Genomic DNA, 25598 nt, shown 5'->3' on the forward strand with positions numbered 1-25598 from the left:
TCCACACTAGGGGGAATTAGTTCCATGTCCAGACGTCCAGTCGTTGTGAAGTTGAGAACAGGACTTCATGCCAGACCTGCGGCATTGTTTGTTCAAGAGGCGAATAAGTTTTCATCCGAGATCTTTGTTGAGAAAGATGAAAAGAAAGTGAATGCCAAGAGCATCATGGGAATTATGAGTCTTGCGATCAGCACAGGGACCGAAGTCTTCATAAGTGCAGAAGGTTCGGACGCAGAGCAGGCTGTAAACGCTTTAGTCACATTAGTCAGCAAAGAAGAATTGGAAAACCAATAATCCTTCAAAAGCTTCCTTTCGAGGAGGCTTTTTTGCAAGTGATAAGTTAGCATGCTGGATACTTTCTAAGTGTCAATTTTGTTAACATCTAGGGGAATTAGCAACCTTTTTCTATTGCCTGCGTCTAATGAACGTGGTCAATGAAGGAAAGGGCTATTTGCCATTCCTGACGTTTTCGCAATAATCCCCAAAGGAGCCAGAGAGAGAATGAAATTCCATGCATTAAAGAAAGAGATTATCGCCCTACTCGCGTTTTTCGTGTTTCTTGCTAGTGCTGTAGCGGCACCTGCTGCCCAAGCGGTATCGGCAGGAGCGTCCTTTATCCTACTTTATATTGATAAGGCTGAAGCTTTTGTGAATCAAGAGCAAATTCATTTGGATTCTCCTTCTACGATCATTAATGGCAGCACGTACGTGCCTGCTAAATTCCTCGGAGATACCATGGGGTTCACTGTCGAGTGGAACGACGCCTCCAGAACGATCCAGATGACGCCTCCGGGCTACAACATCGTCTTGGATGCCGATCATAAGACCGTAACGACGAACGGCGTAGATACGCCTTTCAACTCCGTTGCAGCGATTGTGAATGGCAAGCTTCTGGTGAAATTGACTTGGTTGGCTGATTATATGGGCGCTAAATATACGTATAACAGTGAACTTCGCCGTGTGGAAATTGTGCACTTCAAGAATCCTGAGGGCATCTATATCGACCAGGATAGCAATTCCCGACCTGTGGCTAAATTCGCGACTGCGAAGCCGACATACCGCCTTGGAGAGCCTGTGAAATATCTGGATTTGAGCTATGATCCGGATGCAGAGGGGATTGCCTCGTACGAATGGACGGGAAAACAGGACGTGTTCTTCAAAGCTGGGAAATATCCCGTTACGTTGACGGTGAAAGACGGTCATGGACATGTGAGCAAATTGTTCAAAAGTTACGTCACTGTTGTGGATGAGACTTACCTCACTGAAGTGGAATACCCGATCTACACGAAGCCAGTTGGCGGATTTATCAAGTCCGACTGGGGAACCATTTGGGCGCATTTCAATCAAATGCTTCCACTGCCTAAGAAAGTGACTGAAGTTCCTGGGCGTACTCTGCTCGTGAGTGATAGTCCGGAAGAGTTCACGGAGCGCGGTATTTTGTACCGAGATAACATTAATGGGAAGGCGAGATTGTACGCCGATCACATCAATGGCACGAAACAGAAGATGACGATGGCCATTTTCGCAACGAACAACACGGACAAACCAGTGACGATTAAGACGACGAACAAAGGTGAGGTTTACCCTTCCGTCTATGCCAACTTGATTGGCAGCGAGGCTTCTGTCGATTTCCTTCTTGAAAATGTGTACACGGAACAGTTGACGGTACCTCCGCATGATACCTATATCTACGCCAAGCTGCCTGACTTCTATCCTGGGCAAGGTGTGAACTTGTTCTATGATGTGGAAACAGACGGCGAGCTGCAAATCTCGTTTGGTGTAACCGATCAAAGATTGACCCCGACGACAGCGCAGGATTTGCCGCTTCTAGGCTTCACAGGGCATGTGCGCGGGACATTCCCCATCTCTGAGCTCAAATGGGATATTGACGCGACCAGCTTCACCAAAACGTCCGTCTTGACGATAGGAGACAATAAAACCGATCCGTTCGTCAAGGGATATGACGTAATGCGCAAGCAGAATGTAGAAAACGGCGGCAACTACGGCGTGGTCTACAAAATCCATGCAGATAAGCCGCGCAAAATGGCTGTGATGATTATGGCCAAAGGCGGCGTGTTCAAAGGCCCGTTCAAGATTAACGGCGAGATCATTCCAGTGCCGTACTCCGGCGTCATTACCGCCTTTGACGGGATGGAAGTGCTAGCTCGGACGACGGGAACGGAAGATGCGCTCGACATCGAGTTCACGCCTCCTGCGGGTTCGGCCTTCCCGATTGATTTGATTTTCTATCCGTTGGATGAGAAGAAGTAAGTAAGAGTTAGTAAGAGTTAGTAAGAGTTAGAGCCTCTTGAGATCTCCTGTTTTCAATGAAATTCATTGGATGGAGGCTCGAGGGGCTCTTTTGGTGTGGGATGACGGACGAGGGCTTGGCTGCGGAGTTAAGGATGTTTTTCAACGTTAAAGTGGGCGGAATGAGCGGGAAGCTGGAGTTAACACTGAAATTCACTCTTAAAGTCATCGTATATGCCGAGTTTGGGACGCGTGGGTGGAGTTAAGGATGTTTTTCAACGTTAAAGTGGGTGGAATGAGCGGGAAGCTGGACTTAACGCTGAAATTCACTCTTAAAGTCAGCGAAGATGCCCGAGTTCTTGGCCTATTCGCTGGTTTTGGTGGCTTAGACCCGGACGCGAAGCACAGAGGTGTGTAAGAGGGCGTTAAAAGTTGTTTTCCAGCCAATAAAAAAACCAGCCGCGCGGCACTCGGCTGAGTGTCCATGCAGGCTGGCTTTTATTGTTGCGATTAGACGCGCTCGATCACTTTATCAATGAGTCCATATGCGGCTGCTTCAGCAGCGCTCATGAAATTGTCGCGGTCCGTATCTTTTTCGATGCGCTCGAACGTTTGCCCTGTGCGCTCTGCCAAGATTGTGTTCAGGTTGTCACGCATTTTCAAAATGCGCTTCGCGCGGATTTCGATGTCGGAGGCTTGACCCTCAGCACCGCCGAGCGGTTGGTGAATCATGACTTCGCTGTTCGGCAGCGCGTAGCGCTTGCCTTTGGCGCCTGCCGTCAGCAGGAATGCGCCCATGGAAGCAGCCATACCAACGCAGATCGTGGATACGTCTGGTTTGATGAACTGCATCGTGTCGAAGATCGCCATACCGGCTGTGATGGATCCGCCGGGGCTGTTGATGTAAAGCGAGATATCTTTATCAGGATCTTGGGCGGCCAAGAAAAGTAATTGAGCAATGATGGAGTTCGCCACAACATCGTTGACACCCGTGCCTAAGAAAATGATGCGGTCCTTCAGCAAGCGAGAGTAGATGTCATATCCTCTTTCACCGCGCGCGTCCTGTTCGACTACCATAGGGATAAAACTCATGAGAATGACCTCCTTGGGGTGGGTACTTGGTTTAATGTGTGGAGCCAGTTCAATCAGAGACTGATGAAATTGTTCTCCGGGGTACATACTATTTACAGTATCTACAAGTATGATAACGAAAAAACCTCTGAAGGTCAAGAAAGGTCAAACTAAGAATAAAAAAAATCAGTTCGAGAACTGATTCAGGGTGTTTCTTATGGACGCGCCCGAAAGGAATCGAACCTTTATCTCAGGCTTCGGAGGCCTACGTCATATCCATTGGACCACGGGCGCATATCTGCAAAAAAGTGAAGCAAGGGTTATTATATGTCAGACTTCCATAAAAAGCAAGACAGTAAGCCCTTTCAGTCTTTTTTACTGAAAATGTTTGAACAAATGTTGAATATTCAGTTAGAATTGGTTATAATAAAAATGTAATCAAGTTCAGTGAAATATGCTTTCCGAAGCCGGAAAGAGGTAAGTCACTTTTTTTTCGCCCGGGTGGGACATAAAATGCAGACCCGGGACACAAAACGTCCATCAATAGGATCAGGAGCGTCAGTCGTCGTCATATGAGAGAAATACTTGACATTCAGAAACAGCTCTTGCCAGATCTATTGGACATCATGAAGAAGCGGTACTCGATTCTGCATCATATCTTGGTTTCCGGCGTTGTCGGACGCCGCACATTAGCCTCGTCGCTCGATATGACGGAGCGCGTGCTCCGCGGTGAAGTCGATTTCTTGAAGGAGCTTGGGCTTCTTGAATCCGATGCAGCAGGTATGAGAATTACCGAGTCCGGTCGTCAACTGCTTGAAGACATGTTGCCGATCATCAAGATTGCTTTTGGTTTAACCGACTTGGAGGAGAGCATTGCCAAGGCGTACGGACTTTCACAAGTCATTGTAGTACCAGGCGACTCGGATACTTCGGATTTCACGAAGAAGGAGCTTGGCCGGGCAGGCGCAGCAGCTTTGCGCAAATATGTAGCCAAAGATGATATCATCGCGGTTACAGGCGGCTCTACCATGGCGCAGATTGCCAATAATCTGGCGATTTCTTCTTCCCTGAAAGGCAGCTGGTTCGTACCGGCTCGCGGTGGACTTGGGGAAAGCGTGGATATGCAGGCAAACACCATCGCTTCCATTATGGCCAAGAAGACTGGCGGGAAATACAGGCTCCTGCACGTACCGGATCATCTCGGAGAGGAAGCGTATCAATCCCTTATCCAAGATCCGCAGATTCAGGAAGTTGTTGACGCTGTTCGCAGTTGTCGCATCGTTGTACACGGTATCGGAGATGCTATGGTCATGGCGCGCAGGCGCAAGGTAGATGCCGAAACGACACGCAGCTTACAAGCCGATGGCGCTCTTGCAGAGGCATTCGGGTACTATTTTGACCGACAAGGAAATGTGGTTCACAAGATGCCAACGGTCGGACTTCGACTGGAGGATCTGCAGCGGATTGAAGTTGTGATTGGCGTAGCTGGGGGCAAGAGCAAAGGTGAAGCGATCGCATCGGTCCTTCGTCACGGGCAAGAGAACGTGCTTGTAACGGATGAAGCGGCTGCACTGGAAATAATGAAACATGTGTGAGAAAGACATCATAACGTATGCCTTAACCGGCTGCGTTTTGAAATATAATTATTTATTTAATCTTAGGAGGAATTGGCTATGACAACAAAAGTAGGTATTAACGGTTTCGGACGTATTGGTCGTAACGTATTTCGCGCAGCTTTGAACAATTCAGAAGTACAAATCGTGGCAGTAAATGATTTGACTGACGTTAAAACATTGGCTCACTTGCTCAAATATGACACAACTCACGGTAAACTAGACGCTACAGTTGAAGCTGGTGAAGGCGAATTGATCGTTAACGGTCGCTCCATCAAAGTTTTTGCTGAGCGTGACCCTGGGAACCTGCCTTGGGCATCTGTAGGCGCAGAAATCGTTATCGAATCTACTGGTATTTTCACAGCAAAAGAAAAAGCAGCCCTTCACTTGAAAGGTGGAGCTAAGAAAGTTATCATCTCCGCTCCTGCTTCCGACGAAGATATCACTATCGTACTGGGCGTAAACGAAGACAAATACGATCCAGCTGCTCATACAATTATCTCCAACGCTTCTTGTACAACAAACTGTCTGGCTCCTTTCGCGAAAGTTATCAACGATAGCTTCGGAATCGTAAAAGGGATGATGACAACTGTTCACTCCTACACAAATGACCAATCCGTGCTTGACGTTCCGCACAAAGACCTTCGTCGTGCTCGCGCAGCAGCTGAGAACATCATTCCTTCCAGCACTGGTGCAGCAAAAGCAATCGGCCTAGTTCTTCCTGAGCTTAAAGGCAAATTGAACGGTATGGCTATGCGTGTTCCTACGCCTAACGTTTCCGTAACTGACTTGGTTGTTGAGTTGAAAGTTAACGTAACAGTTGATGAAGTAAACGCAGCTCTGAAAGCAGCTTCCGAAGGCCCTCTTAAAGGCATTCTGAACTACACAGAAGATGCTTTGGTTTCCAGCGATTTCAATGGCGATCCAGCTTCCTCCACAATCGATGCTCTTTCCACAATGGTAGTTGGCGACAACATGCTGAAAGTGGTTTCCTGGTACGACAACGAGTGGGGTTACTCCAACCGTGTAGTTGACTTGGTAGCTTTCATCGCGAAAAAAGGTCTGTAATTCCATAGCAGCAACACACACAAAACGACATGAAGGGGAGAAGCGATTCTCCTCTTTATGTGCGATTTTCCCATATAAAAGGTAGACCGGAAGAAAACCATACACGCTCAGGGAGGCTTTTACGATGAATAAGAAAAGTGTTCGCGATGTTGAAGTAGCTGGTAAAAGAGTATTTGTTCGCGTTGATTTCAACGTACCTGTAGAGAACGGTCAAATCACCGATGATACTCGGATCAGAGAAACGCTTCCTACGATTAAATTCTTAGTAGAGCAAGGCGCTAAAGTCATTCTTGCAGCTCATTTTGGTCGTCCAAACGGACAAGTGGTTGAAGAGCTTCGTTTGACGCCGGTAGCTGCGAAATTGGCTGAGCTGCTTGGCCAAAACGTGATTAAAGCGGATCAATCCGTTGGCGAAATCGTGAAAGCACAAGTCGATGCGCTTGAAAATGGCGATGTTCTCTTGCTTGAAAACGTTCGTTTCAACGAAGGCGAAGAGAAGAATGATCCTGAATTGGCCAAAGCTTTCGCTGATCTTGCGGATCTGTTCGTGAATGATGCTTTCGGCGCTGCTCACCGTGCGCATGCTTCGACGGCAGGAATCGCTGCTTACATCCCGGCTGTTTCCGGTCTTTTGATGGAGAAAGAGCTTGATGTTCTAGGCAAAGCGCTGAACAACCCTGAGCGTCCTTTCACAGCTATCGTTGGCGGATCCAAAGTGAAAGACAAAATCGCTGTCATTGAAAACCTCCTGAACATTGCAGACAACGTCTTGATTGGCGGCGGTCTGTCCTATACATTCTTGAAAGCACAAGGCTATGAAATCGGTAAATCGCTTTTGGACAATTCGAAGCTTGATTTAGCGCTTAGCTTTATTGAGAAAGCAAAAGAAAAAGGCGTGAACTTCCTACTTCCTGTAGATATCGTTGTTACAGATAAATTCAGTGCTGATGCGAATACGCAAATCGTTGGCATTGATGGCATTCCTGCAGATTGGGAAGGCATTGATATCGGACCGAAAACACGTGAGCTGTATGCAGACGTTATCGCGAAATCCAAGCTGGTCGTTTGGAACGGACCGATGGGCGTATTCGAAATCGAGCCTTTCTCCCATGGTACACGTGCAGTAGCTGAGGCTTGTGCAGCAACTTCCGGTTACACGGTTATCGGTGGCGGTGATTCCGCTGCAGCTACAGAGAAGTTCCATTTGGCTGATAAAATGAACCATATGTCCACTGGCGGCGGAGCTTCCTTGGAGTTTATGGAAGGTAAAGCATTGCCAGGCGTAGTAGCCTTGAACGATAAATAATTTTTCACAAAGGAGCATCAATCCAATGAGTAGAAAACCGATTATCGCGGGTAACTGGAAAATGTTCAAAACCGTTTCCGAAGCTGTAAGCTTCGTGAATGAAATCAAAGGCAGCACAATTGAAGGCGTAGAGAGCGTAATTTGCTCTCCTTTCACGAATCTGCCAGCACTGGTTGAAGCTGCGAAAGGCGCGGATGTTCATGTTGGCGCACAAAACCTGCATTTTGAAGACAACGGTGCTTTCACAGGTGAAATCAGCGGCGTGATGTTGAAGGATCTTGGCGTAGAGTACGTCATTATCGGTCACTCCGAGCGCAGAGCTTACTTCGCGGAAACAGACGAAATCGTGAACAAGAAAGTCGTTGCAGCTTTCAAACACGGCTTGACGCCAATCCTTTGCGTAGGCGAGAAGCTCGAAGAGCGTGAAGCAGGTCAAACCAAAGATGTTTGCAAAGTGCAAACAGAAGCAGCTTTCGCTGGTCTGAGCGCAGAACAAGCAGCGCAAGTGGTTATCGCTTATGAGCCAATCTGGGCGATCGGCACAGGCAAATCCTCCACGGCTGAAGATGCACAGGATGTTATCGGCTACATCCGTCAGCTTGTCAGCGGCTTGTACGGTGCTTCCGTAGCAGACGCAGTTCGTATTCAATACGGCGGCAGCGTGAAGCCAAACAACATTGCTGAGTACATGGCACAGCCGGACATTGACGGCGCACTTGTAGGCGGAGCGAGCTTGGAAGCAGCTTCCTACATCCAACTTGTCCAGGGGGCGAAGTAACATGTCCAGACCGAAACCGGTAGCACTCATCATTCTCGATGGCTTCGGACTCCGCTCGGAAGAGCAGGGGAATGCGGTTGCTCATGCGAAAAAACCGAATTACGACCGTTATTGGGCGACTTTCCCGCATACCACATTAACCGCTTGCGGTGAAGCTGTAGGTTTGCCGGAAGGCCAGATGGGGAATTCTGAAGTAGGACACCTGAACATCGGCGCAGGCCGGATTGTTTATCAGGATTTGACGCGGATTTCCAAATCGATTCGTGACGGCGAATTTTATGATAATGAAACTATTTTAGGCGCTGTTCGTCATGCCAAAGTTAACGGCAAGAAGCTGCACCTGTACGGGCTGCTTTCCGATGGCGGCGTACATAGTCACATTCAGCATTTGTTCGCTTTGCTGGACTTGGCTAAAAAAGAGCAATTCGAAGATGTCTATATCCATGCCTTCCTCGATGGCCGCGACGTAGCTCCGGACTCCGCTAAGGTGTACATGGCAAGCTTGCTGCAAAAAATCGCGGAAGTCGGCGTAGGCAAAATTGCGACGGTTCAAGGTCGTTATTATGCGATGGATCGCGATAAACGCTGGGAGCGGACAGAGAAATCCTATCGCGCTATGGTTTATGGCGAAGGCCCTGCCTATACAGATCCGATGAAGGCGATTGTTGAATCCTATGAGAAATCCGTGTTTGACGAGTTCGTTATGCCGACCGTTATTGTTGGTGACGATGGTCAACCGGTAGGACTTGTAGAGTCAGGCGATGCGGTTATTTTCTTCAACTTCCGCCCTGACCGTGCGATTCAGCTTTCCCAAGTGTTCACGAACGAAGATTTCCGCGGCTTTGACCGTGGTCCTAAAGTTGCCAAAAACCTGTACTACGTATGTCTGACATTGTTCAGCGAGTCGGTTGACGGCTTCGTAGCTTACAAGCCTAAGGATCTCGACAACACGCTGGGTGAAGTATTGGCTCAGAACGGTCTGAAACAGCTTCGCGCTGCGGAAACTGAAAAGTACCCGCACGTCACGTTCTTCTTCAGCGGCGGGCGCGATGCGGAATTGCCAGGCGAAACGCGTCTTCTCATTCCTTCACCCAAAGTAGCTACGTACGACTTGCAACCCGAGATGAGTGCTTATGAACTAGCGGCTGCTGTGGTTAAGGAAGTTGAAGCGGAGCGTCATGATGTGATTATCCTCAACTTCGCTAACCCTGACATGGTTGGTCACTCCGGCTTGCTGGAGCCTACCGTGAAGGCCATCGAAGCAACAGATGCTTGTCTAGGTCAAGTTGTAGAAGCAATCCTCGCCAAAGGCGGCGTGGTGTGCATTACAGCCGATCACGGTAATGCAGATGTTGTTACGAATGCAGACGGATCACGCAACACGGCACATACAACAAATCCCGTACCTTTTATTGTGACGGACAAATCTGTTACACTAAGAGATGGCGGAATTTTGGCAGATATTGCACCAACCATGCTTGATTTCTTACAAGTTGGGCAGCCGGTTCAAATGACCGGAGCCACTATTCTAAAAAAATAGCAAGTCACCTATTATATAAAAGGAGTGTTTTCTAACAATGACTACGATTTCTGATGTTTATGCACGCGAAGTATTGGATTCCCGCGGTAACCCAACGGTAGAGGTTGAAGTATATTTGGAGTCCGGCGGTTTCGGCCGTGCTATCGTTCCTTCAGGCGCTTCCACAGGCGCATACGAGGCTGTTGAGCTTCGTGATGGTGATAAAGGTCGTTACCTTGGTAAAGGCGTTCTGAAAGCTGTTGACAACGTCAACGAAATCATCGCTCCTGAAATCATCGGTCTAGACGCACTTGATCAAGTTGGCATCGACAACAAAATGATCGAGCTTGACGGTACTCCTAACAAAGCTAAATTAGGCGCTAACGCGATCCTTGCTGTTTCCATGGCCGTAGCTCGCGCAGCAGCAGACGCATTGGACGTTCCTTTGTACGTATACCTTGGCGGATTCAATGCCAAAACACTTCCGGTTCCAATGATGAACATCATCAACGGTGGGGCGCATGCCGACAACAACGTTGACGTTCAAGAGTTCATGGTTCTTCCGGTTGGCGCTCCAACTTTCAAAGAAGCTCTTCGCATCGGCGCTGAGATTTTCCATAGCTTGAAATCCGTATTGAAAGAAAAAGGCCTTAACACAGCAGTTGGCGACGAAGGCGGATTCGCTCCTAACTTCACATCCAACGAAGAAGCCATCACAACGATCCTTACAGCGATCGAAAAAGCTGGCTATAAACCAGGTGTTGACGTATTCTTGGGTATGGACGTTGCTTCCACAGAATTCTTCAAAGATGGCAAATACCACCTTGAAGGCGAAGGCAAATCCTTCACTTCCGCTGAGTGGGTTGACTTCCTTGCTGCATGGGTTGACAAATACCCAATCATCACAGTTGAAGACGGTTGTTCCGAAGATGATTGGGAAGGTTGGAAATTGCTTACTGAGAAATTGGGCAGCAAAGTTCAACTGGTTGGTGACGATCTGTTCGTTACGAACACTGAGCGTCTTTCCAGAGGTATCGAAGAAAATATCGGTAACTCCATCTTGGTAAAAGTAAACCAAATCGGTACGCTGACTGAGACTTTTGACGCGATCGAAATGGCGAAACGCGCTGGTTACACAGCGGTTATCTCTCACCGTTCCGGTGAGAGCGAAGACAGCACAATCGCTGACATCGCTGTTGCAACGAACGCTGGTCAAATCAAAACAGGTGCTCCTTCCCGTACGGATCGCGTTGCGAAATACAACCAACTTCTTCGCATCGAAGACGAGTTGTTCAACGTTGCTCAATACGCTGGCAAAAAAGCATTCTACAACTTGAGAAACTTCAAGTAATAGCAGACGTACTTAATAATTAAATATTACCTTTGGGGGTCCTCTGTATGAGCAATTGGCTGAAAACTATTTTATTTCTGGTAGGTTCGGCGCTGCTCACGCACTGGATCCCCTCTTCATTTTTTCGCAACCTGGATACGATGGTTCATGAATTTGGGCATGCGGTTGTTACCTTGGCCTTATCGGGGAAAGTGATGTACATTGAGCTGTATGCGGATCACAGCGGGGTGACGTACTCCTCGATCTCCAAATCATGGGCCCTTATTCCGGTTTCGCTCGCAGGTTACATGACGGCATCGATATTTGCCTGGTTCCTGTTCTCCGCTTATGCCAAAGGCAAGCAGCGTCTTGGTTTGCAGGTGATGATTGCGTTGTCTGGCTTATCGCTAGCCCTATTCGTTCGCAACGGATTCGGAATCATGTTCCTAATCGGTTTCATGGCTTTAACCATCATTGTTTTGGCGCTCACGCCCAAATGGCTGCGTGATTTCTACTACTTGTTGATGGCCTTCCTATGCTTGGAAGAATCCGTGTTTGGTCCGTTGTCGTTGGTCCTATATGCTTGGCAGAATAGCCGGGCAGCGGGGGATGCGACCAATTTGGCGAATCACACAGGCATTCCCGCGATTGCGTGGGCGCTCTTCTTCACACTGTTTGCCTTATGGTGTGCGAAGCGTGCTGTGCAAGCTTTCTTGGGGCGCAGCAGAGGCGTTAGAGCCTCGAATAGACAAACACCAGCATCCGCCTACCGTGACTAAGATGAACTGGAAGTCCTTAGGAACCCGTTTTATTGTATTCTAGGACGATCTGTGTTAAAATACTCATGCTAGTTGTATAAGCAAAGAATAGGCAATTGGGGTGCTAATAACATGGTAATCTTTATGAAAATTTTGTTGATCATAGCTTCAGTCGGACTAATTGCAATCGTCCTTTTACAAAAAGGTAAGAGCGCAGGCTTGTCCGGTGCCATTTCCGGTGGTGCAGAACACTTATTTGGCAAGCAAAAAGCGCGCGGTTTGGAACTATTCTTGTCCCGTTTCACGATGGGGCTTGCTGCTGCATTTTTTATCCTTTCCATTGTCGTAGCATACGTAGTGAAGGCTTAACACACATAAAACGATAACAGCAGGGGAAATCTACTCCTGCTGTTTTTTCATTTTAAACGGGTCACTAGTAGGAGTTGTTTGTCATCGAGCGTAGAGTATACAAATCGACAGAGCCTTTTTATTGGACAGGCAGTGGGAACAAGCAAGAAATGGGTATATTAATGATACATGGCTTCACAGGTTCGCCCTCGGAATTCAGAAGAATTGGGTATGAGCTTCGTGAAGAAGGATATACCATCCAAGCTGTTAGACTGCCAGGCCATGGGACCTCACCCGAAGAGATGATGCGTACCGGATGGACGGATTGGTATGGGCATGTGCTGGAGAGTTATGATGAACTTGCCAAGAAATGCAAGAACATCGTTGTTATGGGGCATTCCATGGGTGGATTGCTGGCCTTGAAGCTAGCTGTGGAACGTCGTACCGCAGGTGTTGTTTCAATAGCGACGCCGATCTTTCTGGCTTCCAGGAAGACGGTGCTGGCCGTATTGCTGCAGTATTTTATCAAATACATAGCTAAAAAGCCCAAACGAGTCTCTACGTTATTAGATGAGTCATGTGCATATACCAAAACGCCGATTCGTTGTGTCGTCAGCTTGCGCAAGTTGTTAAAACAAGTAAGAAAATTGCTGCCCCAAGTGGAGGCCCCGTTATGGATAGGGCAGGGCAGTAAAGATGCCGTAGTTCGTGAAGAGAGCGCTGCATTCGTCTATGAACGTGTTCGCTCCAAAGTGAAGGAACTGAATTATTATCCGGAATCCTCGCATGGATTACTGCTGGATCAAGAGAGAGAGCGAGTCTACGCCGATATTGCCGAGTTTATCCTTTCGCTGGAAGTGGCATACTATGGAGTAAAGGAATCAGGAACGGCGCTGGAAGGCTAGCTCAACAACAACAAGAAGGTGAAGAGAGTATGACAACAGATAAACAAATCATCAGTTTAATGCAAGAAGAGGCTTATAAGCCTATGTCCTATAAAGAGCTCGAGAAGCATTTTGGTATTGAAAGTGCGAACGAGTTTAAGGATTTTATTAAATTATTAAACCAACTCGAAGAAAGCGGCCATATTGTGCGTGGCGGAAGTGACCGTTACGGCGTGCCGGAGCGGATGAATTTAGTCAGAGGCAAGCTGCAGGCGCATGCGAAGGGTTTTGCTTTCTTAATTCCAGATGATCGGGAGCACCCGGACGTCTATATCAATGCACATGATTTGAACACAGCCATGAACGGAGATATCGTGTTCGTGAAGGTAACCTCCAGAAGCCAAGGCGGAGGCCGCATGGAAGGCGAGGTTGTGCGCGTCATAACGCGTGCCAACACGCAGATCGTCGGTGTTTTCCAAAGTCAGGATACCTATGCGTTCGTGATTGCTGATGACAAAAGGGTATCGAGAGATATTTTCATCCCGCAGCATTCTTTTAATGGAGCGGTTACAGGGCAGAAGGTTGTAGTCAAGATCGTTAACTATCCGGAAGGTCGCTCTGCGGCTGAAGGGGAAGTTATTGAAATCCTGGGCCATAAGGACGATCCAGGTGTGGATATCCTTGCGATTGTGCGTAAATTCCAGCTCCCTGAAGCGTTTAACGAGGAAGTCCTGGCTGAAGCAGAAGCGGCACCGGATTCCATTACGGAGGAAGAGATCATTGGTCAAGGCCGTCGTGATCTTCGTTCCAAGCGGATTGTAACCATTGATGGAGAAGACGCCAAGGATTTGGATGACGCGGTAAATGTCGAGATTTTGGAAAATGGCCACTATAAATTAGGTGTGCACATTGCCGATGTGAGCTATTACGTGCGTGAAGGGTCTGCACTGGATATCGAGGCGTACAACCGAGGCTGTTCGGTGTATTTGACCGATCGGGTTATTCCGATGCTGCCGCACCGTTTGTCTAACGGGATCTGCTCCTTGAATCCTAAAGTAGATCGCCTAACGATGTCTTGCGAGATGGAATTCGATGAGAACTTAAAAGTCGTTAACCATGAGATTTTTACAAGTGTTATTAAAACTAGTGAGCGAATGACATATACAAATGTACGCAAGCTTTTGACTGGTGAAGCTGAGCCGGAGCTTGTGGAGCGTTATGCCTACCTGATGGAAGACTTCAAACGCATGGAAGAGCTGGCTGATCGTTTGCGTTCTAGACGGATGAAGCGCGGCGCGATTGATTTTGATTTTGAGGAGTCCAAAATTCTCGTCGATGCTGACGGCAAACCAACGGATATCGTGAAAAGAGAGCGTTCCGTCGCGGAAATGATGATCGAAGAATTCATGCTAGCGGCGAATGAAACCGTGGCTGAGCATTTCCAATGGATGAAAGTCCCGTTCCTCTATCGTGTTCATGAAGACCCGGATTCTGAGAAATTAATGAATTTCATGGAGTTTGTGACCAATTTCGGTTACACGATCAAAGGCAAGGGCAACGCCATTCATCCTCGTGCTTTGCAGACGTTGCTGGAAGAGATCAAAGGTACGCCGGAAGAAACAGTTCTTAGCAAAATCATGCTGCGCTCGATGAAGCAGGCGCGTTATGATGCGCAGAGCTTGGGGCATTTCGGCTTGGCTGCGGAATTCTATTCCCATTTCACATCCCCGATTCGGCGGTATCCGGATTTAATTATTCACCGTGTTATTCGAGAAGTACTGGAGAGCGGGAATTTATCGGATACTCGTCATGAATATCTGTCTTCCCGCATGAGCGATATTGCGCAGCAATCTTCCGAGCGTGAGCGCGTGGCTGTGGATGCTGAGCGTCAGACAGAAGCTTTGAAGAAAGCCCAGTATATGCTGGATAAAGTTGGCGAGGAATTTGAAGGCATCATCTCCAGTGTTACTGGTTTTGGGATGTTTGTCGAGCTGGATAACACCGTTGAAGGCTTGATACGTTTAAGTGATTTGACCGATGATTACTACAATTTCCATGAAAGACAGTTTGCTCTTGTTGGCGAGCGCACGTCGAAGATTTATCGGATCGGTGATGAAATTAAAATTCGTGTGGCTCGCGTGAATATGGAGGAGCATACGATTGATTTTGAATTGCTGGATATGAAGCCTCGCAAAGAGGGTGGGTTTAAGCGCGGCGGCGGTGGCAGCGGGAAACCGTTTAAGGGGGCTGCTGGTTTTAAGGGCTTCCGCGGTAAGCCGGGCGCTGCTGCGGGTCAGGGGAAATCGGGAAAACCGGGTAAAGATAAAGGCGGTTTTGCCGCTAAAGGCAAGGGCGGCTATGTCAACGCACAAGGGAAAAAGCGTGATAGCGCTGCGGTTGGCGGAGCCGTCGATGCGAACGCTGTGCAAGGCCGAAGAAAAAGAAAACGCGGTGACGCTGTTGATGGCTTAGCGGTGAATACGGGGCCGGCAGCAGAGGGTCAGGAACAAGGGCGTCGCAAAGGTGGAGCTGCTCGCAGGATTGAAGAGGCGGCTAAGGCTGGCGTTGATGGCGGAGCGGGCGCAAGAGCTGGTGGCGCAGAAGGCGCAGCGGGAGCTAAGGGCGCGGGTGTCGAGGGCGCGGCGGGAGCGAGAGCTAAGGGCGCGGGCGTCGAAGGCGCGGCGGGAGCGAGAGCTAAGGGCGCGGGCGTCGAAGGTGCGGCGGGAGCGAGAGCTAAGGGCGCAGGCGTCGAAGGCGCGGCGGGGCAAGGCAAACCGCGGCGCGCGAAGGCTGGCGGCACGCCGTGGAGCGACAGCCGCGGCAAAGGGCGCGGCGGCAAGGCGCGTGGCCCTAAGCTCAGCGAAGGCGGCAGCCTGAGCCAACGGCTTGAATCTGTCGGCGCAGGGCGGACAGAGAGCGGTGTGACCCGCGGCGAAAGCAAGCGCGGGCGCGGCGCGGTCTCGCTGGGTGGCGAAGCCCCAGCGGGCGGTAGTGATTGGGCGAGCGGCGTGAACGCGCTCGCCAAGGGCGGTCGTCGCCGGAGCGACGACGGGGACGGCAGCAAGAAGCGGCGGAGATAGTCGCCGCTTCTTGCTTTTCGATCGCGATCTTGCTACAATAGGATGCACATTGTAGCATTATTTACCTGCGTGATCAGTATGCGGGAGGAGGATCTCACGTGGCAACCAAAAAGGCCGATGGCAAATTGCTCGCCCAGAACAAAAAGGCATCACACGACTATTTTATTGAAGATACGTATGAATGCGGTCTTGTCCTGACCGGCACGGAGATCAAATCCTTGCGAGCAGGTAAGGCTAACATAGGCGACAGCTTTTCGACCATTCGAAATGGTGAAGCTTTTGTACACAACATGCATATCAGCCCTTTCGAGCAAGGCAACCGCAGTAATCCGGAAGATCCAACACGGACGCGGAAACTCCTTTTGAAAAAAGTGCAAATCGCCAAAATACTAGGCCAAGCGAAACAAGAAGGATATACCGTCGTTCCTTTGAAAGTGTATATTCGCAATGGTTACGCGAAGCTTCTGATTGGCATAGGTAAAGGTAAGAAACAGTATGACAAGCGGGAATCCGCAGCGAAAAAAGATGCACAGCGAGATATCCAGCGTGCGCTGCGTGAGAAACAAAAGATCGCTAAATAGCTGGGCTGAGTCCAGACTGGAAGCCAGCACCTCGACTTCCATGAACCTAGCCGTTCATTTTTCTTCAGCTTGTGGTATACTAATTTAGCAGCAAAGATTTAAATGTAACCTAGTTCCAACTTGCAGCGTCTTAACCTTCGCCGTCTATGACGGACATGAAGGCAATCCGGGGGTGTTCTTGGATTCGACGGGGATAGTTTGGGCTCGGGTTGCGGGTAGTGGGGCCGCGTCCACTATAAAACGCTAAAGCCTATTAAATGGCAAAACACAAAACAACTACGCTTTAGCAGCTTAATAACCTGTTAGCGTGCTCCTCCTCAGCATCGCCCATGTGACTGGGATAGGGGCTCAACTATAGTGGGATACGACGTTTGGTCTCCGCCTGGGGTCGGACGTAGGAAGACAATCAGGCTGACCCAACGCATAGCCGGTTACGGGGCGATGCTCGGGTGACATCAAAACTGTGACTACACCCGTAGATGCCTGTGTTGCGATATTTTCGGACAGGGGTTCGACTCCCCTCACCTCCATATGGTAAATCCACAAAAGAGCTCATCCATTTTCAATAATGGATGAGCTTTTTTGCGATTTTTAAAAATTCAATAAGAATATAGAACTTAAATAAAGGAAATTCATGGTTAAATATGGAATTATTAATTCATGGATTTAAAATTGGGGGTAATTAACTTGGATAGATTGATGCAGGATTTAGCCATACGTGGAGAAAATATACAAAGGATATATGATTATTTTGTTGGTGAGCGTTTTCTAGTTAATCGTAGATATCAACGAAAATTAGTTTGGAGTATTGAAGAAAAAAAGGCATTTATTGATTCTATAAGAAAAGGGTTTCCTATCCCATTAATATTGGTAGCTGAAATAAACTTTAATGACCAAAAGAACTTCGAAATTATTGATGGTATGCAGCGCTTAAATGCAATTATTTCATTCATCGAAGGTGAGTTCGATTTAGATGGGGAATACTTTGATCTTGAGACTATGGCAAAAACTAAGTTGTTATTGGATAGTGAGGAATTGATTCAAAAGAGTCCAAAGATGGACAGGAAAGTGTGTACACAAATAGCAGGTTATAATTTGCCTTTATCAATCTACTCATTTGAAGGACTTGATAAAATAGATGAAATTTTTCGTAGAATTAATTCTAACGGTAAACATTTGTCTAAACAAGAGCTAAGGCAAGCGGGTGCTACAGGCCATTTTGCGCAATTAGTTAGACAACTATCTAGTAAGGTCCGTGGTGATGTGTCCGCACACGATAGACTTCTTTTAAATGATATGAAAAATATTAGTATAACAAGCCGTGATTTACCTTATGGAATTAATGTGGATAATGTATTTTGGGTAGCTCAGGGTGTATTAACTCGTGAATATGTAAGAAATTCCCGTGATGAGGAAGTTGTAGCAGATATCCTTGCTTATATGGCGCTCAGTACGAAACCACCATCAAGCTCGGAAATTCTTGACGAATACTATGGACTTTCATTAATTGGAAATGAGTTGGATAATAGATTTCAGGAAATCGAATCGGCTGTTTTGAAAATTACCTCTGAAGTTCTGAGTCGTCAGTTTGTCCACGTTTATGATGAGCTTAAAAAGATACTAAACATTTCAGGTCAAACTTTTAATAGATTACTTTTCGATGATGCAGGTCCAAGGATACCGCGTTATTTTCAAATACTGTTCTTGGCATTATATGAACTCTTAATTATTGAGAATCTAAATGTTTCCAATTACAAGGGATTAATCAGTCTATTAAGTAATATGGGAAGTAGCAACATGAATCTTGGCGGCGGAGGCGGAAGATGGAGTGCTAGAGAACGTCAGAACAACATCGCTGCTGTAGCGGGAATAATAAAAACTGAATTTGTTAAAAGAGAAAGAAGAGACCCAGCTATAGATTCATGGATTACACAATTCGAAAATATTTTAACACAGTCTTATACAGAACAATCACTTTATGACTTTAAACAAGGGTTTCACAGGCTGGGTGACAATGGAGACTTTGATGATGCACTCTTTCAGAAAGTCATTAAGACCTTAACTGCAATGGCTAACGTAGGCCCAAATATTGTTGGCTACGTTATTATTGGAGTAGCGGATAATGATGTGGCAGCCAAACGGGTGGAAGCAACTTACGGAACAAGTTCAACCGTATTCAACAAATTTCATATTACAGGTATTCAGGGTGAGGCAGCAAAATATAAAAATGGTCTTGACAGTTATTTTCAGTTCATTATTCAAAAAATAGCTTCTATGCCGATCTCGGAAGCTGATAAAAATCAAATTTCAAGAAATATTAAACTCATTAATTATTACGATAAATCAATTTTGATATTCCAAATTGAAAGTAGAAATGAACCATCATTGTACGATGGTAAATATCACATTAGAAAGGGACCCAATAACGAACCTATACCTCCCGAGGAATATCCAAATTTGTTCAGAAGGTTTTTTGTTTAAGTTGACACTCTGATGATGGTTACGGGGGTTAAATAGGTGATGGAAACATTAATTATATTAGTTCTGCTGTTTGGAGGAAATTATGATAACGTTCGTAATGGTCAACCCTAAAAAGGATATAGATTTGAATTATGTTCCTAGTTTTCTTCAGACTATTAGTAACCAGGCAGCTATTATTAAGAATTGTACCATATTCGATGAATCAGAAAATGAATGGGAAGCAAAAATCGAAACTGGGAATTCCCATCTTTATTTTGGGAAGTTTGCATTATACACATACAACGGTACAAAGCAATTAAGTGTTATTTTACAGCCACAAAAAGATATGCACTTTGATGACCATCTCCATGATCTCAAAATCATATTGAAAGAAGTTTTGAAGAAAGATTGGGAACAAATACTATGGTTAACAGATGAACAATCATCAAGATTTGCTGAAGAACTATATGGGCGTATTTACAGAGTTGAAAATGAGCTTAGAAATTTTATTAATATGGTTATGGTAAAGAAATTAGGTGCATCTTGGTGGGATAAATATGTACCTGAAGAAGTTCGTAACAAACATAAAGCTCGTCAGGGGGCTTATAAGAGGCTGGCTGTTTCTTTCCAAAATGTAAATGATCATTTAATGGCAATTGATACGGATGACTTGCTGACTGTAATGACAAATGTACTTCATAAGTGGGAACCTTCTCATGATATTGAAATAGAGAAATTAATTGAGAAAGGAAGCCTGTCTCAAAGTGAGGTGATAAAATTAACAGAGAAATTAAAAGGTCAATTAAAAGTAGAAGTTAAAATATGGGAGACGCTCTTTAAACCATATTTAACAGATCTATTTTTACCAGAATGGGATAACTTCAGTAAAAATCGCAACCATATTGCTCATAATAAATTAATAGATAAAATTGCGAATGAAAAGATTTCTAAAAATATAGCTTCTGTTGGAGAGATGATTAATAAGGCTTCCGAGAAATTTAGTCAAACGGAAATTTCCGATGAAGGCCGTGAACAAATAGAAATACTAAGGGAAATAATAGAAGAGGATATGAAAAGCCGGACATTTGAGATGGCTGGTGTTGAGGTTAGAAATGAGAGGCAAATATTAAGTTTATTTGAAACTACTTTAGTGGAGTTTGTTTCGGACATTCAAGATCGGATATATTTCCGTCCTGCTCTTGATGTTGACTATAATACTAAGCCTAACTTGGAAGTGTCAGAAACAACTGAACTTCTAAATATCAGTAGTCGTATTGACAATAGTATTATTACATTAAAATCAGTCATAAGAGAACTTTCTGGTGATCCTGGGGAAACTAGTTCTTTGGAGTTGAAATTATTTCTTGATGAACAAGAGATCGCAGCTTGCGAAATTAGTAATTTTAATGGTAATGCAGAATGGGATTCAGATGAAGGATATTATCAGCAAACGGCTGTAGACAAATTTGATACTAGTGAACTCAAAGACTTTGCAGAAAAGATAATTGAAGCGGTTGATGATAATTATCAAGATTACTTGTCTGAGCTACAGGCTGAACAGTATTCATCTGTAAAGGATGGTGGTTTGGATCCCATTGCTGATTTTGATTGTGAAGAATGCGGGGAGAATTCCGTAAGCTTGGTTGATCATATTGGTGGTATTGGGAAATGTGTACTTTGTGGGCATCAACATGATTTAAAGTTTTGTGCTCGTTGTGAAGAAGTTTACAATTTAAATATAAGTGGTTCTAATGGTTTCTGCGATGGATGTAAGGCTTATTTCGATTCCCAATAAGAATTACTAGGCGACCTCCCCAAACATCCTCAACATCACGCGGCGGAGAATTGTGGATTTACCCATCCATGGCTCACCTCCATACAGCAAACCCACAACCTTGAGGTTGTGGGTTTTTGCCGTGCATTCCTAAGTATCCAAGTGAATCAATTATAATAGTATTATTTTTCCAATAAAGTATGGACTTTAAGTATTGTTTGCATTACTATAAGTAATACAAAAGTCGGTGGTGGAGGTTGAAAAAATAAGATGATTATTTCATTGCAATTAGATAGTGAAACGCCACTATTTGAACAGCTTCGCAATCAGATTGTCATCGGAATTGCGACTGGTGAATTAGCAGAACAGGAGAAGTTGCCCTCAGTTCGCCAGTTAGCTGAAGATTTGGGGATCAATACGATGACGGTCAACAAAACGTATGCACTATTAAAACAACAAGGGTACATTGTGATTGATCGGCGACATGGAGCTAAGGTAAGCCCTACAGCACATGAAAGTCCTAATCATTCCGCAGAATTAGAGGAGCAGCTTCAATTAATTATTGCACAAGCGACCATTCGCGGGATGGATCAATCACGCTTTCAAACGCTATGCTCACAGATTTTTTCGAGGATGACGTATCAGCACTAATAAATCTCATAGAAATGAGGGATTCCTATCATAACTGCGATTTTATTAGGTTCGGCGATCATCTGTTATATCGCGTTATTTGCCACCTATAAACCACAAGCTAAACATAACAATGGCATGCTGTTTGCTGTTACCTTACCTGATCATGTCATCGATAATAAGAATATTCGGGACATTCAAGAGCGATTTAAAAAGGATTTTACAAAGCTCAGCCTATGGATGACTGGATTTCTCTCTCCTTTTTTCATACTCCACTTGTGGACGGCATATCAAGTTGTTTATTTTTTAGTATGGCTCTGCATTTTTGTTATCATCATGGTGGTCCCGTTTCGTCGAGCAAATCGTGATACATTGGCTTTAAAGTTGGATAATGACTGGTTTGTCGGTACGAAGCACGTTATCCAGAGCGATCTTCGTGTTGCTTATTTAAAAAACCAACGATCAGCACCTTTGTGGCTGTTCAGTATCCCTTTTGCGATGGCGATTGGTTTGATGTTATGGGGGGCACGCGAAGAAATTCAACTACTGGGTATTAGCTCTGGTGGTTTCGTGCTTACTTGTATTTTTTTGCTCATCTCACTTCAAATGCGTAGAGGTAAGGCTAAAGTTTACAGCACAAATAGTGAGGTGAATGTAAGCTTAAATCAAGCAAACCGCAGAGCTGTATCTTACTTATGGATCAATATGGCGATTATTGAGAATATTCACTATCTATTGATCTGCTTACTCCTTGTTAATGAAGGAGTAAGTATGACCGGTGTGTGGGTTGCAATTACCATACTGTTTACTGGATTTCCGATTTGGATGGTATTGCATGTATATCGTAAAATCAATGCCTTAGAGAAAGAAATATTAGCACAGGACGGTAAGACAATCTACACGGATGATGATGAATACTGGGCAAATGGATTTACCTATCATAACCCTCTAGATCGAAGTGTTTTAGTCCCAAAACGAGTTGGAATAGGTTTAACAGTAAATACGGGCACCTTGACTGGGAAAATAATTATTGGGGGCATCGTAGGTTTAACTGCAGCAGTTATAGCAGGTACATCTTTCCTGCTGATTCGATCAGAGCTGACATCGCCAACTCTAACAATCACACCGGAGCACAAAATCGAGATTGATTACCCTATGTATTCCTTCGATTTTAATGTGACTGAAATTAAACAACTGAAGCTTGTTGAGCAAGTGCCTACGGGGACAAGGTCAAATGGCGAAGCTACAGAAAAAAATTTACGAGGAAATTTTCACTTAAAGGATTTAGGCAACTCAAAGCTATATATTGTCAAAAATAACCCACCCTATATCCAAATTAAACTGGAGGACGTATATATTTACTATAATGAGAAGGATCCACTTCAAACCAAACAGTTATATGAGCAATTACAAATGCAGGTGGAAAATAGATGAGATAGTTTCGCCAAAACTACCGGATGGGATTAGTCCAAGCCGAGAATTTCCTTGAGTGAGACCTATCTTGAAATCATTAGAATCAGATATAATGATGAAAAGATGTTCACAGCTAGATTCGAGGTGCCGAACTATGATTTTGAATACCAAGCTCCATATCCCGCAACCGCGGCGTGATGACCTCATTGAGCGAAAGGCGATTACCGAGCTATTAAATGAAGGATTGAAGTGCAAACTAACAACTGTAACGGCCCCTGGCGGGTATGGTAAAACAACAGCCTTGAGTCAGTGGCTTCAGCAGATCGCCATACCTGCCGCGTGGATTTCCTGGGGCCTGGAAGATAACGATCTGATTGAATTTTGGAGCTATATAATTGCTGCAGTCAATAGTAAGAACCCCAATTTTGCAGAAGTTGTCACACCGTATCTACCATCCCTAAAGTCGGGAGCTTTTGAGTCTTTCATTACAGCCTTGATTCAGGAGCTTGATCATTTTTCGGATGAATTGGTCATTGTATTCGATGATTATCACGTAATTGATCTTGCTCCCATTCACGCATCGGTGGCTTATTTTCTTGCGTATTTGCCCGCTCATATCCACCTCTATGTAACAAGTCGCTCCGAAATGCCCTTTCCTTCAGCCAGGCTGCAGGCTACCGGCCAGATGGTGAAAATAACGATTCAGGAGTTGCGCTTTCAACTTGACGAGGGAATTCGTTACTATCAGGGATGCTTGGGATTGCCATTGTCGGGAGATGAGATAGCGAATCTTGTTAGCCGCACGGAGGGGTGGATAAGCGGATTGCACCTTGCGGCAATTTCGCTGAATAAAAGCAGCAATTATCAGGATTTTATCCACACTTTTAGCGGTGAACATCGCAGCATTTCCGATTATTTGTTTCAGGAGGCCTTTAGTCTCCAGTCCAAGGAGATTCAGTCTTTTTTATTGGAAACTTCCCTATTAAACAGGATGAATGCCCCTTTGTGCGAGACGGTTACCGGACAAGCCAATTGTCAGGAGCTGCTGGAAATACTGGAGCAACAAAACTTGTTCATCATTCCTCTGGATGGTCAGCGCGAGTGGTATCGCTATCATCATTTGTTTTCCGAGTTTTTACGGAGGCTTTTCCGGCAGAGGTATGCGGGACAATCGAAGGAGTTGCATGTCAAGGCAGCCCATTGGTTGGAGGAGCACGGATTTTTGGAGGAAGCGGTAGAGCAACTGTTTGTGGACGGGCATCATCTCGAAGCAAGCGATCTGATCGAAAAGCATCTGCAAAACCTTCATGCGAAGAGGGGCGTGCTTCACCGATGGCTGCGCGATCTACCGGAGTCCTGCTTTACTGGAAAGCTGAGAATTCAGTTTCTATATGTCAAAGTGATGGTGGAAACGAATGAAATGGAGTTGGCACAAGCCAGACTTCGCCTCATGGAGGATAAGCTATCAGATCCGGAATGGAAGCCTTACGCAGAAAACGTCCATTTCTTGTCCGCGGCTGTTTCTTTTTACCGAAGAGATTTTCGACGGGCTAATGAGTATTTTGAGGTTTTTGATCGGCATACGCCGGAGGGCAGCTATGTCCAGATGATCGAAGCAAACTCGTATTCGATGTATTTCGACACATTATTGAGCTTTTTCAATGATTTGCATGATGCGGAGAGATTCTTCTATAAATGGATCAAAGTATGGGAAGATAGAGACAATTATCCCTACGTCGGTTTTTTCTACAATACGTACAGTTTGTTGTTATATGAATGGAACCGCTTGGAAGAGGCCGAAGTTTATGCGGAGAGGGTATTGAGGTCAACGTGTATGCAGCCTTATGCTCTTATCCTGTTAAGCGCTACTGTCAATGCTGCGCGGATCTATCAGGCCAAGGGAGATTCGGTTAAAGCGTTTGATTTGCTTGAGGGGCTTAAAACTAAGATCCATTCCGTGGACAAGAGTATGTTTATGCGGAGGATAGAGGCGGAGAAGGCCTATTTGTCGCTTGCGAACGGTTCTTTCGATAAGCGGTGGCTGCAAACGTGCGGCATCAAGCATACCGATACGATCCCGCTCGGTCCGATCAAAGAATATCTTATTTTGGCAAGTGTGCTTATGGAACGTCGGGAAGTTGATGAAGCTTTGCAATTGCTAGAACAATTGTACCGGCTTGTCGATGATGCGGATCGGACTTGGGATAAGGTGAAGGTGGCCGCCCTGCAAAGCATAGCGTTTTATCAAAAAGGAGATATGACGAACGCTGTAATGAAGCTGGAGGCGGCACTCCAATTGGCGGAACCGGGGAAATACATCCGCAGTTTCGTGGATGAAGGGGCCAAGATGGCTGAGCTGTTACGTGAATATATCCGGCAAAGGCAGATCAACGCTAACCGCAAGTCTGCGAGCGTGCTCTACGCCAGGGAATTGCTCCTGCTAATGTCGGATCATAGGGATGAGACTGCAAGCTCGGGAGCCCTTATCACCAAACAGGAGTTAAAAATATTACGGATGATTGACCTGGGGCTGTCGAATAAACAGATCGCCGAACAACTCCAAATCACAGCCGAAACGGTCAAAAGCCATCTGAAAAGTATATACAGAAAGCTTGATGTGAACAGCAGAGAACAGGCGCTGAGGCAAGGAAAAGAATTGAAATTGCTGTAAAGCTAGTTATCGTAACGAAGAAAAACATGATTATACAATACAGATTGGCATCATGTATATCCCC

20 protein-coding genes, 1 tRNA gene and 1 other RNA gene are annotated in these 25598 nt (G+C 45.8%); 20 read left to right on the forward strand and 2 right to left on the reverse strand.

What is annotated here, in order from left to right; genetic code table 11:
• Positions 1-24: 24 nt before the first annotated feature.
• The 3 genes from LOZ80_RS32950 (at position 25) to LOZ80_RS32960 (ending at position 2668) form a co-directional block, all read left to right on the forward strand.
• Positions 25-294, forward strand: coding sequence for an HPr family phosphocarrier protein (locus LOZ80_RS32950; protein WP_028555561.1), 270 nt, complete (start codon positions 25-27; stop codon positions 292-294).
• Between the two features lie 207 nt (positions 295-501).
• On the forward strand, positions 502-2271 hold the full coding sequence (locus LOZ80_RS32955) for a stalk domain-containing protein (RefSeq protein ID WP_238168487.1): 1770 nt from the start codon (positions 502-504) through the stop codon (positions 2269-2271).
• 247 nt (positions 2272-2518) lie between these two features.
• Positions 2519-2668 carry a hypothetical protein gene (locus LOZ80_RS32960; protein WP_238168488.1) on the forward strand — a complete coding sequence of 50 codons (150 nt, stop codon included), beginning with the start codon at positions 2519-2521 and terminating at the stop codon, positions 2666-2668.
• A 92-nt stretch (positions 2669-2760) separates the two neighbouring features.
• Here LOZ80_RS32960 and clpP read toward each other — a convergent pair whose 3' ends face one another.
• Positions 2761-3342: an ATP-dependent Clp endopeptidase proteolytic subunit ClpP gene (gene clpP / locus LOZ80_RS32965; protein ID WP_163953484.1), complete on the reverse strand. Its 582-nt coding sequence runs from the start codon at positions 3340-3342 to the stop codon at positions 2761-2763.
• A gap of 201 nt (positions 3343-3543) precedes the next feature.
• Positions 3544-3615 (reverse strand) — tRNA-Arg (locus LOZ80_RS32970).
• 278 nt (positions 3616-3893) lie between these two features.
• On the opposite strand from LOZ80_RS32970, the gene LOZ80_RS32975 reads away from it, so the two are divergent.
• From LOZ80_RS32975 to LOZ80_RS33055, 17 genes are all read left to right on the forward strand, one after another.
• The gene (locus tag LOZ80_RS32975) at positions 3894-4916 is read left to right on the forward strand and encodes a sugar-binding transcriptional regulator (RefSeq protein ID WP_238168489.1); all 1023 of its coding nucleotides are present in this window, start codon (positions 3894-3896) and stop codon (positions 4914-4916) included.
• Between the two features lie 78 nt (positions 4917-4994).
• A complete protein-coding gene (gene gap / locus LOZ80_RS32980) occupies positions 4995-6002 on the forward strand; it encodes a type I glyceraldehyde-3-phosphate dehydrogenase (protein ID WP_029195998.1) in 1008 nt (335 codons plus the stop codon).
• Positions 6003-6126: 124 nt separating this feature from the next.
• The gene (locus tag LOZ80_RS32985) at positions 6127-7308 is read left to right on the forward strand and encodes a phosphoglycerate kinase (RefSeq protein ID WP_079416367.1); all 1182 of its coding nucleotides are present in this window, start codon (positions 6127-6129) and stop codon (positions 7306-7308) included.
• Between the two features lie 25 nt (positions 7309-7333).
• Positions 7334-8086, forward strand: a complete 753-nt coding sequence (gene tpiA, locus LOZ80_RS32990; protein ID WP_238168490.1) for a triose-phosphate isomerase — start codon at positions 7334-7336, stop codon at positions 8084-8086.
• A 1-nt stretch (position 8087) separates the two neighbouring features.
• Entirely contained in the window at positions 8088-9626 is a 1539-nt protein-coding gene (gene gpmI, locus LOZ80_RS32995; RefSeq protein WP_238168491.1) for a 2,3-bisphosphoglycerate-independent phosphoglycerate mutase, read from the forward strand.
• Between the two features lie 37 nt (positions 9627-9663).
• On the forward strand, positions 9664-10956 hold the full coding sequence (gene eno / locus LOZ80_RS33000; protein ID WP_079416373.1) for a phosphopyruvate hydratase: 1293 nt from the start codon (positions 9664-9666) through the stop codon (positions 10954-10956).
• A 47-nt stretch (positions 10957-11003) separates the two neighbouring features.
• Positions 11004-11714, forward strand: a complete 711-nt coding sequence (locus LOZ80_RS33005; protein ID WP_238168492.1) for a M50 family metallopeptidase — start codon at positions 11004-11006, stop codon at positions 11712-11714.
• A 111-nt stretch (positions 11715-11825) separates the two neighbouring features.
• Positions 11826-12062, forward strand: a complete 237-nt coding sequence (secG, locus tag LOZ80_RS33010) for a preprotein translocase subunit SecG (RefSeq protein ID WP_029196004.1) — start codon at positions 11826-11828, stop codon at positions 12060-12062.
• A gap of 149 nt (positions 12063-12211) precedes the next feature.
• Positions 12212-12946, forward strand: coding sequence for an alpha/beta hydrolase (locus LOZ80_RS33015; RefSeq protein WP_238168493.1), 735 nt, complete (start codon positions 12212-12214; stop codon positions 12944-12946).
• A gap of 29 nt (positions 12947-12975) precedes the next feature.
• The gene (gene rnr, locus LOZ80_RS33020; RefSeq protein WP_238168494.1) at positions 12976-16005 is read left to right on the forward strand and encodes a ribonuclease R; all 3030 of its coding nucleotides are present in this window, start codon (positions 12976-12978) and stop codon (positions 16003-16005) included.
• Between the two features lie 98 nt (positions 16006-16103).
• Positions 16104-16586, forward strand: a complete 483-nt coding sequence (smpB, locus tag LOZ80_RS33025) for an SsrA-binding protein SmpB (RefSeq protein ID WP_238168495.1) — start codon at positions 16104-16106, stop codon at positions 16584-16586.
• Between the two features lie 168 nt (positions 16587-16754).
• Positions 16755-17119, forward strand: a transfer-messenger RNA (tmRNA) gene (ssrA, locus tag LOZ80_RS33030).
• A 154-nt stretch (positions 17120-17273) separates the two neighbouring features.
• Complete coding sequence (locus LOZ80_RS33035; protein ID WP_238168496.1) at positions 17274-19067, forward strand: GmrSD restriction endonuclease domain-containing protein; 1794 nt, start codon at positions 17274-17276, stop codon at positions 19065-19067.
• Between the two features lie 82 nt (positions 19068-19149).
• Positions 19150-20841: a hypothetical protein gene (locus LOZ80_RS33040; protein ID WP_238168497.1), complete on the forward strand. Its 1692-nt coding sequence runs from the start codon at positions 19150-19152 to the stop codon at positions 20839-20841.
• Between the two features lie 249 nt (positions 20842-21090).
• Positions 21091-21471 carry a GntR family transcriptional regulator gene (locus LOZ80_RS33045; RefSeq protein ID WP_238168498.1) on the forward strand — a complete coding sequence of 127 codons (381 nt, stop codon included), beginning with the start codon at positions 21091-21093 and terminating at the stop codon, positions 21469-21471.
• Between the two features lie 117 nt (positions 21472-21588).
• The gene (locus tag LOZ80_RS33050) at positions 21589-22884 is read left to right on the forward strand and encodes a DUF5808 domain-containing protein (protein ID WP_238168499.1); all 1296 of its coding nucleotides are present in this window, start codon (positions 21589-21591) and stop codon (positions 22882-22884) included.
• A 133-nt stretch (positions 22885-23017) separates the two neighbouring features.
• The gene (locus LOZ80_RS33055; RefSeq protein WP_238168500.1) at positions 23018-25534 is read left to right on the forward strand and encodes a winged helix-turn-helix domain-containing protein; all 2517 of its coding nucleotides are present in this window, start codon (positions 23018-23020) and stop codon (positions 25532-25534) included.
• Positions 25535-25598 lie beyond the last annotated feature (64 nt).

Source organism: Paenibacillus sp. HWE-109 (genome assembly GCF_022163125.1).
Taxonomy (GTDB): domain Bacteria; phylum Bacillota; class Bacilli; order Paenibacillales; family NBRC-103111; genus Paenibacillus_E.

Excerpts from the sequence above, each read along its gene's own strand:
- LOZ80_RS32975 (WP_238168489.1), top strand. The coding sequence starts at position 3,894 with ATGAGAGAAATACTTGACATTCAGAAACAGCTCTTGCCAGATCTATTG.
- LOZ80_RS33050 (WP_238168499.1), top strand. The coding sequence starts at position 21,589 with ATGCTGTTTGCTGTTACCTTACCTGATCATGTCATCGATAATAAGAAT.
- LOZ80_RS33045 (WP_238168498.1), top strand. The coding sequence starts at position 21,091 with ATGATTATTTCATTGCAATTAGATAGTGAAACGCCACTATTTGAACAG.
- LOZ80_RS32955 (WP_238168487.1), top strand. The coding sequence starts at position 502 with ATGAAATTCCATGCATTAAAGAAAGAGATTATCGCCCTACTCGCGTTT.
- LOZ80_RS33015 (WP_238168493.1), top strand. The coding sequence starts at position 12,212 with ATGGGTATATTAATGATACATGGCTTCACAGGTTCGCCCTCGGAATTC.
- LOZ80_RS32960 (WP_238168488.1), top strand. The coding sequence starts at position 2,519 with ATGTTTTTCAACGTTAAAGTGGGTGGAATGAGCGGGAAGCTGGACTTA.
- eno (WP_079416373.1), top strand. The coding sequence starts at position 9,664 with ATGACTACGATTTCTGATGTTTATGCACGCGAAGTATTGGATTCCCGC.
- rnr (WP_238168494.1), top strand. The coding sequence starts at position 12,976 with ATGACAACAGATAAACAAATCATCAGTTTAATGCAAGAAGAGGCTTAT.
- clpP (WP_163953484.1), bottom strand. The coding sequence starts at position 3,342 with ATGAGTTTTATCCCTATGGTAGTCGAACAGGACGCGCGCGGTGAAAGA.
- LOZ80_RS33005 (WP_238168492.1), top strand. The coding sequence starts at position 11,004 with ATGAGCAATTGGCTGAAAACTATTTTATTTCTGGTAGGTTCGGCGCTG.
- LOZ80_RS33055 (WP_238168500.1), top strand. The coding sequence starts at position 23,018 with ATGATTTTGAATACCAAGCTCCATATCCCGCAACCGCGGCGTGATGAC.
- LOZ80_RS32985 (WP_079416367.1), top strand. The coding sequence starts at position 6,127 with ATGAATAAGAAAAGTGTTCGCGATGTTGAAGTAGCTGGTAAAAGAGTA.
- LOZ80_RS32950 (WP_028555561.1), top strand. The coding sequence starts at position 25 with ATGTCCAGACGTCCAGTCGTTGTGAAGTTGAGAACAGGACTTCATGCC.
- gap (WP_029195998.1), top strand. The coding sequence starts at position 4,995 with ATGACAACAAAAGTAGGTATTAACGGTTTCGGACGTATTGGTCGTAAC.
- tpiA (WP_238168490.1), top strand. The coding sequence starts at position 7,334 with ATGAGTAGAAAACCGATTATCGCGGGTAACTGGAAAATGTTCAAAACC.
- gpmI (WP_238168491.1), top strand. The coding sequence starts at position 8,088 with ATGTCCAGACCGAAACCGGTAGCACTCATCATTCTCGATGGCTTCGGA.
- secG (WP_029196004.1), top strand. The coding sequence starts at position 11,826 with ATGGTAATCTTTATGAAAATTTTGTTGATCATAGCTTCAGTCGGACTA.
- LOZ80_RS33040 (WP_238168497.1), top strand. The coding sequence starts at position 19,150 with ATGATAACGTTCGTAATGGTCAACCCTAAAAAGGATATAGATTTGAAT.